Source organism: Rhodococcus chondri (assembly GCF_036327435.1).
Lineage (GTDB): Bacteria > Actinomycetota > Actinomycetes > Mycobacteriales > Mycobacteriaceae > Rhodococcus > Rhodococcus chondri.
Map to the genome: position 1 here is coordinate 1 of NZ_JAUZMZ010000140.1, position 12,203 is coordinate 12,203.

Annotated in this window: 9 protein-coding genes and 1 pseudogene; 8 read left to right on the forward strand and 2 right to left on the reverse strand. The window is 64.0% G+C overall.

Annotated elements, in window-relative coordinates:
* A pseudogene (locus tag Q8814_RS19945) lies at positions 1-1,104 on the forward strand (hypothetical protein); the annotation flags it as partial.
* 437 nt (positions 1,105-1,541) lie between these two features.
* A complete protein-coding gene (locus Q8814_RS19950; protein ID WP_330153733.1) occupies positions 1,542-1,790 on the forward strand; it encodes a hypothetical protein in 249 nt (82 codons plus the stop codon).
* Positions 1,791-1,956: 166 nt separating this feature from the next.
* Here the strand turns inward: Q8814_RS19950 and Q8814_RS26555 are convergent, their stop codons facing one another.
* Positions 1,957-2,421 (reverse strand): GIY-YIG nuclease family protein, encoded by a 465-nt coding sequence (locus Q8814_RS26555; RefSeq protein WP_408015945.1) that lies wholly within the window; start codon positions 2,419-2,421, stop codon positions 1,957-1,959.
* A gap of 229 nt (positions 2,422-2,650) precedes the next feature.
* Here Q8814_RS26555 and Q8814_RS19955 point away from each other — a divergent pair, with 229 nt between their 5' ends.
* The gene (locus Q8814_RS19955) at positions 2,651-3,037 is read left to right on the forward strand and encodes an antitoxin Xre/MbcA/ParS toxin-binding domain-containing protein (RefSeq protein WP_330153734.1); all 387 of its coding nucleotides are present in this window, start codon (positions 2,651-2,653) and stop codon (positions 3,035-3,037) included.
* A 59-nt stretch (positions 3,038-3,096) separates the two neighbouring features.
* On the forward strand, positions 3,097-3,906 hold the full coding sequence (locus tag Q8814_RS19960) for an RES domain-containing protein (RefSeq protein WP_330153735.1): 810 nt from the start codon (positions 3,097-3,099) through the stop codon (positions 3,904-3,906).
* A gap of 25 nt (positions 3,907-3,931) precedes the next feature.
* Here the strand turns inward: Q8814_RS19960 and Q8814_RS19965 are convergent, their stop codons facing one another.
* A complete protein-coding gene (locus tag Q8814_RS19965; protein ID WP_330153736.1) occupies positions 3,932-4,894 on the reverse strand; it encodes a recombinase family protein in 963 nt (320 codons plus the stop codon).
* Between the two features lie 364 nt (positions 4,895-5,258).
* Between Q8814_RS19965 and Q8814_RS19970 the strand changes: the two genes are divergently transcribed.
* From Q8814_RS19970 to Q8814_RS19985, 4 genes are all read left to right on the forward strand, one after another.
* On the forward strand, positions 5,259-7,208 hold the full coding sequence (locus Q8814_RS19970; RefSeq protein ID WP_330153737.1) for a type I restriction-modification system subunit M: 1,950 nt from the start codon (positions 5,259-5,261) through the stop codon (positions 7,206-7,208).
* 47 nt (positions 7,209-7,255) lie between these two features.
* Positions 7,256-8,425 (forward strand): restriction endonuclease subunit S, encoded by a 1,170-nt coding sequence (locus Q8814_RS19975; RefSeq protein WP_330153739.1) that lies wholly within the window; start codon positions 7,256-7,258, stop codon positions 8,423-8,425.
* A 377-nt stretch (positions 8,426-8,802) separates the two neighbouring features.
* A complete protein-coding gene (locus Q8814_RS19980; RefSeq protein WP_456239113.1) occupies positions 8,803-11,550 on the forward strand; it encodes a type I restriction endonuclease subunit R in 2,748 nt (915 codons plus the stop codon).
* The gene (locus tag Q8814_RS19985) at positions 11,547-11,762 is read left to right on the forward strand and encodes a helix-turn-helix domain-containing protein (RefSeq protein ID WP_330153741.1); all 216 of its coding nucleotides are present in this window, start codon (positions 11,547-11,549) and stop codon (positions 11,760-11,762) included. The genes Q8814_RS19980 and Q8814_RS19985 overlap by 4 nt, the downstream gene beginning before the upstream one ends.
* Positions 11,763-12,203: the final 441 nt, after the last annotated feature.

Sequence of the window (12,203 nt, forward strand, 5' to 3'; positions counted from 1 at the left end):
CGGAGCCTGCCCATGACCAAGAACTCCGCCCGCAAGAAGGCCGCCCGCGCCTACCAGGCCGACCATCCCGGCACCTCGCTGCCGGAGGCAATGCGCGCCGTCGCCGCCTCCCCGGATTCATCGCCCGCCGCCGGCCCCGGTGAGGTCCACCCCGACGGGACCCGGCGCTCGCGCCCGTCCACCGCCGGGGTGGACCCGCAGACCACAGCGGAGGCCATCGCCGCGCTGACCGCGATCGCCCGCAGCACCCGCGCCGACGGCTCGGCCGTGGACTTCGCCGACACGCTGGCCGAGATCCTTACCGTGGTGGCCGCGAACGTCGGCTCCCGCGACCGGCTGCTCGCCGGCCGCCCGACCTCGTGGGAGACCGACCTCGTCGCACAGCTCGTCGCGGGCACCGCACCGGCGGACGAGCTCGCGCCCTACCGCACCGAACCGGTCCGCCTCACGCTGCACCTCGACGAGTGCTGGCGCGAACTCGGCATGGAAGACCTGTTCCTCGACGACATGGAGGAGATCGACCAGCTCTACGACGGCCTCGACGAGGACAGCGACGCGGCGGCCGCGCTCGCGCGCGAACAACTCGCGATCGAGACGCTCGAAGAAGCCGATAAGGCCGCGTTCGTCGCCGCCTTCACCGAACATGCCCGCCGCGCCGCAGCGGACCTCGGGATCACCGCGCCGGTCGAGGTGATCGTGGTCGGGGACACCAGCGGCGGCGCCGCACCCGCATGGGACCCGATCGAGGACCGACTGGCCGAGGCCGCGCTGCGTCGTACCCCGCACCCGATCGCCGACGCCTCTGCCGCCGAGCGCTGGGAGCAGGGTCTGCGCGCCACCGACCTCGCGGCGGCCCTGCGGCACGCACCGCGTCGTAGCGCTCGCGCTCTCGGGAACCGAGCCATATTCACCCGTGGTCGTGGCCGAGCCCGGGTCCAGGGCCCTGCCCGGACCTCGGCGACGTCGACGGCAACGGGCGACGGCCCCCGAACGAGGTGTCGCGGGGGCCGTCCTTCACCACCGGAGGAATCGCTCACCCCAGCAGGAAGTCCCGAGTGTGCCACACCGGGTCCCGGATACCACCGCCGCAACGCCGACCCGTGAGAACAGGAACCATCGCTATGTCCGAGATCCGGAGCACCACACCGCTCGCCGCGCAGATCCGCGGCCGTCAGTGTCGACTCCCGGAATCCGGACCGACCGAATGCGCGAGCTGGTTGCTGTCGCCCGCTCAGGCACAGACGCTAGAGCGAGGACGACACGCCGGCCTCGGTCGAGGCACTGGCCGCGTGGCGCCCTAGTCCCGAGAGCAAAATCTGACACGGACGGAAATCATATAAATACCGAATTTCGGGGATCCATGTGTCACCGTTGTTCGCGGCCACCGCATCACATACCGCAGCGCACTGCCCGCGAGACTTGCCTCAAGGGCCGTCACAGTGTCGGACCTTGTCTCTTCTCGGTCTTTTCCGGCATCGATCGCTACAGGCAGTCCAAGACCAGATACCGAATCGAACGGCACTCAGAAAAATACCGAATCGGTGCTGGTGACACTGTGTGATCGGCGTCAGCGCCGCCGATCGGCCTGCGCGGACAGGAGGGAAGAACTTGTCGCCGGCGACGCGGCACGCGCGGTCGATGTGCCCGGCGAGGAGCAGGTCGCGTTCGTGGGCGTGCACGGCGGCGATCGCCGTGGCGAGTTCGTCGTCGCTCATCGCCGCCGCCACGTCCCCGACGATCTGTCCCTCGCTGTCCACGCGATGAGGGTAGACCGGCAGCACGTCGTGTAGCGGAAACGGTGACGGCCCCCGACCGAGGGGGATCGGGGGCCGTCCTTCGACCCGGGGGGAATCACTCACCCCCGAGGAAGTTTCGCTGTGGGTACGCCGCGACCACAGTATCCGAGGGCAAGCCGGCGCGAAGCGGCTGGCGCGGCAGCATATGGGGAGGCAATCGTCACCGATATCTTCCTCCGACCCCGGGGTTCGGGAGCGCCGGCAGGGCGCGGGCACGAGCCGCCCGGCGCGTCTCCCGCATCCGGGCGTGAAAACCACAATGGTCGTTGCCGTCCAGGTTGAGAGGGACGACAAGTTTTCCGAACAACCGGGATTCGAGCTCCCAGGGAGCCTCATCGACGACCCACCCGACCCGGGCGTGTGCGTGCATCCACCGGGACAGCTCGCGCTCCCCGGCGCCGAAGTGCAGACGATCACCCGATCCGAACCGCCGAAGCTCGATCCCCCACGTGGAGGACAGCAGAGTGCCCAGGCTCAGCCGTAGCGTCGACCCCGCCGCGTCGCCCGTGTAGTGGGTACCGATCCGAAACGCAGTCTCTGACTGCTCGCGACCCCGCCGTTGCGTGGCGGAGCCGTGGGGCTGATGCCGACGTACAGCAGAGTCGACCCGTTGCGCTCGATGCAGCCGGTTGTGTGTCGCCGCGGTGGCCGTGTGGTCAGGGTACGGCCGGGGACGCCGGCTTACGCCCGACGGCGCCGCTGACGTGCGGAGAGTGACGGCCGGAGCACATCACGACGTGGAATGGTCATCCACAGGTTTATCGGATCACCTTCTAGAGATATTTTGGCGATACTTCGCTACTCTTGAGGTATCGGACAGCGCAGGGACGCGCCCGAGAAGGAGGGAGCCGGCGGTGGACGTGTTGACCAGGACGTGCGATGCCACGGCCCGTATGGACACCCATCAAGTGGTGGCGTACCTGCTCGAGCGGTTGGGCCGCACCTTGACGGCCTACATCGCGAACTCGCGGAGCCGGGCGATGCCCGCACGCTGGGCGACACCCCCGGGGGAGAAGACGCACGCGACCCCTTCGGACGACAAGGTGACCCGGCTCAAGGCAGCGCATGCGGTGTTTCGCCTGATCGAGGACGCGGAGAACGATCAGGTCGCCCGAGGATGGCTGATCTCGGCGAACCCGCGTCTCGGTGGCCACACTCCGGCCGAGTTCATCCGGGACAACAAGATCCCGGATGTCTATCGCGCGGCAGCGGCCTTCGTCGAGGACAACTACTACGCCTGACGGGCCGCCGAGTCCGGTCGGGCCGCCTTCTTATACTGGTGAGCTTGTATAAGGAGGCCATGTTGGTTCAGACCTGGAGCGATGCCGACGGTGGTGTTGCGGTATGCGCGACGACGGGTCTGAATGTGGTGCGTAGCGCAGGCCGCACCATCTTTCGGGTGGCCAAGACCACGCACGGTCCGCTCAACCCTCCACCCCGTCAGGACGCCGGCGACCCGAGCCGGTGGTCACGGTGGGACACCCCGGGACGGACCATCTACGGCGGCAGCACCGCGGTGGGTGCGTTCGTCGAGGTGCTCGAGTACATCGATCCTGATCCGCCGCAGATCCCGATGACCGAGCTCTTCGATGACGTCGACTCGTCCGACGCCTTGACCTTCGATGCGCAGATCGCGAGCGAGCTTCCCCGGCACGGCGCCATGCCGTACCGGTCGATCTCGCAGGGATGGCGCCGGGTACGCAATCTCTACGAATTGCGCCTGCCGGCCGAGGGCTGGTTCGTCGACATAACCGGCGCGGACAGTATCTCGGTGATCGACCGCGAACTGAGCGCGTTGATGTCGCGGTGTGCGGTGGGACGGTTGACGCTGAGCGAGCTGACCGATTCCTCGGATCAGCAGAAGATGCTGACCACCGGGATTGCGACGTGGATCCGGGACACGGTGATGCTCGACGACGGGTCGCGTCCCCACGGGATCGTCTATCCCTCGAAATGGGGCAGCACGCTGCAGAACTGGGCGATGTGGTTGCGCCGCACCGATGACGAGACCGGACCGGATCCGGTCACCGTCGTCGAAGCCTCGGACATCGGCCGACACACAGCCCCGTTCGTCAACGCAGCGCAACTGCGAAGGATGACGTTCTTCTGAGGGGACAGTGCTGACCGCTCCCGGGTCAGAAATGGTTGGTGCACACCAGGGTTGTGCCTGTTTCCCACCCTTGTCCCTCGAGCCAGCGCAGGACCGTCATAGGCAGGTCGGCATCGGCGTCGGCATCGGCACCACTGATCAGCGGCCCGGCGCCGCAGCGAGCGCAACTGATCGCCACGACCTGCTCGTGGGGTTGGCAGCGGGCACAGTGCCGCTGCTCGCGCACCTGCCCGTGGTCGTCGAGGTGCAGCCAGAGCGTGTCGAGGTCGCCCAGGTGCGGGATCATCTCCCGTCGCGTCGACGGCCGGTATCCGCAGGTCGGGCACTCGAGCCGATCCTCCGGTCGCGCCGCCGTGTCCGCCGCGCTCGAGGCGGCCGAAGGCTCGGCGGGGGTGATCGCGGCGGCGGGCGGATCGGCCGGCCGCGACGGCAGATGCCGGTAGAGGGTCGAGCGGGTCAGCCCGGTCTGGGCGACGATCTCGGCAACCGTGGCGCCACCGTCGCGTAGCGCGGCGGCGGAGGCGAGTTGCGCCGGCGACACCACCGAGGGTCGGCCGGTCCGGCGGCCCTTCGCCGTGGCCACCGCCCGGGCGTGCGCGGCCCGCTCGAGGGAGTAGGTGCGTTCCATCTGCCCGAACAGCGCCAGCACCGCCCCCGCTAACCGCGCCATCGGATCGTCCGGATCCGATGAGTCGACCCGGATCGGATCGGCGAGATTGCGGACCCCGACGGCCCGCTCGTGCAGGTCGTGGATCAGATTGAGCGTGTCTCGTACGGTGCGACCCAATCGGTCGAGGGTGTGCACGACGATGACGTCCCCGGCGCGGGCGTACTCGACCAGTGCCGCCAGTCCCGGTCGATCGGTGGTGGCTCCGGACTTGCGGTCGACGTAGATGTGTTCCGGGTCGACTCCTGCGGCGGTGAGGGCGTCGATCTGCCGGTCGAGGTCCTGCTTGGTCGTCGATACCCGCGCGTACCCCAGCTCCATGCGCCGGAGAGTATCGAAAGTTGTGTTCGTACTGCTGTTTCGACACGCAGTTCTAGAATTAACTTTTGAGACGCATCGACCTGGCGCGTTACCCCAGGTTGTCGGCGGTTTCAGGACGTCTCAATATCCAAGGAAATGAGACAGTCGAGCTCTTCTTGGCCTTACTAGCATCGTCGGTATCGAGCATGAAGTGGAATGAGCACCCGCCCGGCACTGAGCGTCACAAAGGCGGATATAAACCCTCAGGGCATGTCGTCTCTCCGGGCCGCCTCATCCGCCGACCGAATGTCATGTTTTGGAACATCGGATGATGTGTAAAGTTTCTGATACAGCGAACGCGGGCATTGACAAGAAACGAGCAAGCATGGCAGAGCCGACGGCAACATCAACAAGCACGACGACCGCTCGCATCGTCTGGGACACGGCGGACAAGTTCCTGCGGGACGTGGTAGAGCCCGAGGACTACGGTGACTTCATCCTGCCGTTCACCGTGCTGCGGCGCTTGGAGTGCATGCTCGCCGCCTCGAAGGATCAGGTGACCAAGTTTGTTGCGTCGCTTGGCGAGCTGCCCCCGCACCTGATCGACATCGCGGTGAAGGACCGGTTCAAGCTGAGCTTCTACAACGTCTCGTCGCTGGACCTTCCCACCATCGCCTCGGTCGACGACAACGTCGAGAAGTCGCTGCAGAGCTATATCGCCGGCTTCTCCCACAACATCGCCGACATTTGGGTCGCCTTCGACTTCGCCCGACGGGCAAAGATGCTCGCCGACGCTAACCGCCTTCACGCCGTTGTTAAGCACTTCTCCAAGCTGGACCTGTCTCCATCCGAGCTTGCCAACACGGCGATGGGCGACGTATTCGAGGACGTGATGTACCGAGCCTTCAACAAGAAAGGGAAGGCCGCGGGTGCGTTCTATACCCCGCGCGATGCGATCAAGCTCATGGTAGACATCCTGATCACCAACGACGACGACACCCTCGCCGGCGAGAGCGCGCTGCGCTCGATCTACGATCCGACCGCGGGTTCCGGCGGCATGCTGCTCGTCGCCCAGGACGCGCTGAGGCGAATGAACGAGAAGATTGACGTGACGCTCTACGGCCAGGAGCTGATGCCGGCGGCGTTCGGTCTCGGCAAAGCCGACCTTCTTATCCAGGGTGGTCGCCCGGATGCGATCAAGCAGGGGAATACCCTCGTCGAGGACCTCTACGAGGGCCAAACCTTCGACTACGTGCTCTCGAATCCGCCGTTCGGTAAGGATTGGTCGGCTGACCAGAAGTCCGTTCGCGAGCAGGCCAAGACACCCGGCTCACGCTTCAGCCACGGGTTGCCGAGCACGAGTGACGGCCAGATGCTGTTCCTGGCGCACTGCGCCTCGAAGCTTAGTCCGGCGGAGAAGAACGGCCAGGGCGGACGCGCTGCGGTGGTCTCCAACGCCTCGCCGTTGTTTAACAGCGACAAGGGCCCGAACGCAATCCGTCAGTGGCTGCTCGAAGAAGACCTCATCGACGCGATGATCGCTCTGCCGGCGGACATGTTCTACGGCACTGGAATTCCGACCTACGTCTGGATCCTCGACGCAAATAAGGACCCTGAGCGCAAGGGCAAGATTCAGCTCATCGACGGCTCTAATCAGTGGGAGCCCATGCGCAGGCCCATGGGCGACAAGCGCCGCGAGATGAGCAAGGACAACCGAAGCCGGTTGCTCGAGGCGTACAGGTTGTTCGAGCACGCAGATCCAACGATCTCCCGTGTGGTGACGCCTGAGGATCTAATGTTTCGGGACGTCCCGGTCTACAAGCAGGCCCGGCTCGCGACTCGCTTCAGCGAGAAGGCGGTCGACGAGCTCCGCAGCCGCCGCGACTTCACCGACGCGCACGTCGCGGTGCTGGAGTCGCTTGATGGCACGCCCTGGAACGACCTACTGAAGTCGTTCCCGCAAGCTGCGAAAGCAGCAGGTTTGAAGGCTTCGCTCGGCCTCGTCGACGCTGTCATGAAGGCTATGGCTGTGGCCGATGACACTGCACCTCTCGCCGTCGACCGGAAGGGTGAGCCCGTCATCGCCGATGGATGGAAGATCATCGAGCGCGTGCCATTGAGTGAGGACCTTGCCGAGCACATGAAGCAGGAGGTACTGCCGTTCGCTCCCGATGTCGTGTGGGACGCAAGCAAGGCCAAACACGGTACCGAGATCCCATTCACGCGGGTCTTTTACGTGCCTGAGAAGCCACGTCCTGTCGCCGAGATCGACTTTGATGTGCAAAGGCTCATGAGCGAACTTGCTGAGATGTTCAAGACGGTGAGTGAGGAATGATTAGTCGCGCAGTGCACAAGTCTTCGCTTGAGAGCAGTATCTATCCGATGGCTCCACTTTCCTCCGTAGTCATTGAACGCACCGAGAAAGTACGCGAAGCGGATTTCGACGCATTGTCTGTTGGAAAGCGCGGAGTTACCCCACAGCTGGAAGGAGTCGCCAAGACCCAAACTGAAGGCGACCGCAAGCTTGTACGGGCTGGCGATTTGGTTATTAACACGCGGTCTGACCGGCGCGGGGCTTCTGGGCTGGCGCGTCAAGATGGGAGCGTCTCGCTTGTTTACTCCGTAATGACGCCGAACCCGGATCTTCTGGTCGCTGAGTACGGGCACCACCTCATGCGTAGCATCCCGTTTCAGGAAGAATTCTTCCGCTGGGGTGTGGGAATTGTTGACGACCTATGGTCCACGAACTTCACGAGAATGTCTCGCATACGCATTCCGCTACCACCTAAATCCGCGCAGCGTGCTATCGCGGACGATCTCGACAAGGTCGAGGCGATGATCGTCAAGCTGGACGATCTGGCAGCGGCTCTTCGGCGGCGGCTGACTCACACTGCTGCCGTCGTCTTCAAGCTTTCCGATGCCCAGATGGGGCAGCATGATGACCCGCATTCACCGCTCGCCGGTATCCCCGCGCATTGGCAGCGCACGAAGTTCGGCTACGACTTCTTCGAAAGCACTGAGCGGAACGGCGTGAACCCACCAGGCCCGCTCCTTTCCATCTCCGAGTATCGAGGCGTCGAATTGAACACTCGAACTAACGGGCAGCAGCCATCGTTTGACGTGTCGAACTATCGGGTTGTCCGGCCCGGGCAGCTCGCTGCCAACATGATGTGGCTCAACCATGGTGGCCTGGGCGTGTCGCAATACACCGGGTATATCAGCCCCGATTACAAGGCGTTCTGGATCTCCAAGAGATTCGAGCCGCGTTATGTACATCACCTCTTTAGGAGTTCGCGGTACGTCGACTACTTCGCGGCCATATCCACAGGGGTGCGCCCTAACGCACAACGGGTCACCAAGACCGTGCTGGACGCGACTCCGGTGCCGTTGCCGCCCCTTGACGAACAGATCCGCATCGCCGATCAACTCGACGCGGTCACAGGAAGGATCGACACTATGCTTGCAAAGGTCGCCACACTGAGAGATCTTCTCGTCGAGCGGTGTTCCGCGTTTATCACTGACGCAGTGACCGGACCGAAAGACGTGGCGTGATGGGGCATGCACAGCTGATGGAGCTGGAGTTCGAGGAGAACCTCTGTACCGAGCTCGCGGAGCGCGGCTGGCTGTACGAAGATAGCGGCAAGCCGACCGGCTGGGACATCGCTCTCGCGATGGCTCCTGCCGACGTGCTGCACTGGTTAGCCACCCAATACCCGGACGAGTACGAGAAGGCGGTCCCCGGTGACCTCATCAACGGCCAGAAGACAGACGCCGAACGCAAGCTGCTCCAGCACATCACCAAGGAGCTAGCCAAGTCCACGAGGATGGACCCGACTACCGGCCACCCGGTCGGGGGACTTCTCGGCGTGCTGCGCAAGGGTTTCACCTACGCGCAGGTGGGCCGTCCCGCCGCGAAGTTCGGGCCGATGATGGAGTTCCCGCCGGCGAATCCCAACCTGATCGAGGTGCTCGAGGCGTCCGCCGCTGTGCGCCTGCGCATCCTGCGTCAAGTGCGCTTCGATACCACGACCAACGAGACCCTCGACGTCGTGCTCACCGCCAACGGCATCCCGGTCGTGACGCTGGAGCTCAAGACCGACAACACGCAGACGGTTAATCATGCGATCCGGCAGTACAAGGAGGACCGCAAGCCCGGCAAGAATCGTGCGCTCCTCGCGCCTGGTCGCGCACTCGTCCACTTCGCGGTGTCCAACGACCTCGTCTACATGACGACGAAGCTGCAGGGCGGCGACACCGTGTTCTTGCCGTTCAACCAGGGCAACGACGGCCACGGAGGAAATCCTCCGTCGAGTAGCGGCTCGTCGACGAACTACCTGTGGCGGGAGATTCTCGCGCGCCCGATGTTCATGCGCATCCTCAAGGACTTCGCGCTCTTCGAGCCGAGCAAGGCGGGCAAGAAGGAAGAGGGGCGCCTGGTGTTTCCGCGCTTCCACCAACTGCGTGCTGTCGAGCGGATCGTCGCCGACATCGAGGCCAACGGCACGGGCAAACGCTACTTGATTTGGCACTCGGCTGGCTCGGGAAAGACGAAGACGATTGCTTGGCTCAGCCATCGCTTGATCCGTCACATGAGCGCCGAATCGAAGTCGACGTTTGACTCCGTCATCGTCGTCACCGACCGCACCGCCCTCGACGAGAATATCCGTGACGACATGAACCTCGTGCAGTCGAGCAAGGGCCTTGTCGTCACTGTTGGCGAGAAGTCCGGGGCGAAATCCCCGCAGCTGAAGAAGGCGCTGATCGAGGGCGACCACATCATCACCTGCACCCTGCAGACGTTTCCCGAGGTCATGAAGCTCATCGAGGACACTCAGGAGCTGCGCGGGCGGCACTGGGCCGTGGTCGCCGACGAGGCGCACTCTTCACAGTCCGGCTCGACCGCGCGTCAACTCAAGGAGCTGCTCGCCGACGTCGAGCTCGATGCCGATGAGGACGACATCAGCGCCGACGACCTGCTCCAGGCCAAGGACTCGGCCATCGCCGCCTCCAGCAACATCACCTTCGTCGCGCTCACCGCCACCCCCAAAGGTAAGACGCTGCGACTGTTCGGCACTGAGCGTGACGGCCGCTGGGAGGCCTTCGACACCTATACGATGGCCCAGGCGATCGAAGAGGGTTTCATCCTCGACGTACTCACCAACTACTCGACCTACGACATGTTCCTCCGGGTGAAGAACGCGCTCGAAGGCGAAGAGTCCGAGAACGAGATCCAGGTCAACACTGGCGAGGCGGTCACCAACATCGTCCGCTACGCCCGTCTCCACCCGACCGCGATCGCGCAGAAGGTTCGCGTCGTGATCGAACACTTCCGTCGGAACGTCATGCAGATGCTTGGCGGCGAGGCGAAGGCCATGGTCGTGACAAGCTCGCGAATGGAGGCGCTGAGCTGGTCGCGAAAGATGGACGATTACATCGCGACCCAGGGCTACAGCGACTTGAGCACTTTAGTGGCATTCTCGGGCTCCCTCACCGACGACACGGGTGAGAGCGTCACCGAGGTCTCAGTGAACGGCCGCAGCGACGTCGCTAAGGCGTTCCGAGAGGAGGGTATCTACCGAGTCCTTATTGTTGCCAACAAATTCCAGACCGGCTTCGACGAGCCGCGCCTCATGGCGATGTATGTCGACAAGAAGCTATCCGGCGTCGCCACGGTCCAGACGCTCTCGAGGCTGAACCGCATCTATCCGGGGAAGACTGCCCCGATGGTCGTTGACTTCCGCAACACCCCGGCGAGTGTCCAGGAGGACTTCAAGCTCTACTACTCCGACGCGCACGTCGATGGAGACGTCAATCCCAATGCGCTCTACACGGTCGGCGAGCGGCTCGACACGGCGGGGCTTTACTCCCATGACGAGATGGATGCGGTCGCGGACGCTTTCCTGGATGACTCCGGGGGAGAAGCGATCGCCAAGGCACTCTCGCCGATCAAGAACCGTTGGAGTGGGCAGTGGCGGCAGGCGCGGCTGACTAAGGACAAGGCTCAGAAGGAAGCGCTGGAGGGCTTTCGCGCGGACGTGCTCAGCTACCGCAACGCCTGGCAGTTCCTCAGCCAGATCGTCGACTACCAGGACCCTGANCTTCNCCGCCGCGCGATCCTCGCGACCCTGCTCGGACGCAATCTCCACACTGACGGGAATGATTACGACGACAGCTACCTTGAGGGGGTACAACTCTCGGGCGTGAAGCTCGTGCCGTCGGCCATCAACGAGGACCACTCGCTGAGCGAGGGCAGCGGGGACCGCATCAAGCTCCCCGAGTTCGACGGCGAGCACAAGTCCGGGAGCGTGCCCAAGCGCGGCCCGCTCGACGAGGCCATCGACCGGGTGAACGAGATGTTCAAGGCCAAGGGCGTAGAGGTGAGTCCGGAGAGCGTTTCCGGCTTCATCACCACGTTCTGGGGCTTCCTCGACGCGAACGACGAGGCTGTCGCGATGGCGAGAAACAACACCGTCGCGCAGCTCAAGGCATCCCATGGATTCAGCAGCGCTGTAGGGCTCGCGGTGCTAAGAACATGCCAGGAGTCTCAGGAAATCCAGTCCTACATAACTGACCCGGCGTTCCTCGCTGAGATCGCGGACATCGCGGCGGACGCGCTCCACTCCCAGCACCGTGGTGACCTCGGCGCTCAAGCCGCACCAGAGTCGTCGACCCCGTGAACGAGAAACAGTGCGAACAAGTAAGTTTTGGCGAGACCATCCGTGAGGCTCGCAAGAAGCGCGGATGGTCCCAAACGGAACTCGGTCAGCAATCAGGGGTCTCTCGTCCAACCATCGCTCGTGTTGAGGCGAACGGTGACGTCACTACCGCCACGATCGTCAAGATCGCTCAAGCGCTCGGGCTCAAACTTGAGCTGAAAGACTCCGGCTGATAAAAGACCGATTATCACCGGTGCGAGTTCCAGCCGACCAGCCGCGATCGGGGTACCGCAGTAGTGGCACCTGTGCCTTCGCGCGTCCGACCGGTTCACTGGCGGGAGAGCGGACTTGGGAGGTCAGTGGCATTCGTTCTGAGATTTGAGCGTGATCCTCGCTGTTGCGGAGCCCGTCGTGTGGGCGACGGGCGAGGCGCTCGTCGGCACCCAACATTGCTTACTCTTCAGTAGGAGCGGTGCCGGTAACGCACGGCACTGACCCCTACGACATAGTCAAAACAGACAGCATCGCGCAGAGGAGTGCGGGCTTGGTGACGAGGCTCAGCGAAATTCCCCACTTCTGCTCGGCGAAATTCCCCACCTGTGAGCGGTGTTTACTGTAGCGGTTGCCGGGTTGCGGTGGTGGCTTTGCGGAGGTTTTCGGCGCGGGCGTGGTGG

Coding starts and splice junctions, on each gene's coding strand:
- Q8814_RS19960 (WP_330153735.1), top strand. CDS start 3,097: ATGTTGGTTCAGACCTGGAGCGATGCCGACGGTGGTGTTGCGGTATGC.
- Q8814_RS19965 (WP_330153736.1), bottom strand. CDS start 4,894: ATGGAGCTGGGGTACGCGCGGGTATCGACGACCAAGCAGGACCTCGAC.
- Q8814_RS19970 (WP_330153737.1), top strand. CDS start 5,259: ATGGCAGAGCCGACGGCAACATCAACAAGCACGACGACCGCTCGCATC.
- Q8814_RS19975 (WP_330153739.1), top strand. CDS start 7,256: ATGGCTCCACTTTCCTCCGTAGTCATTGAACGCACCGAGAAAGTACGC.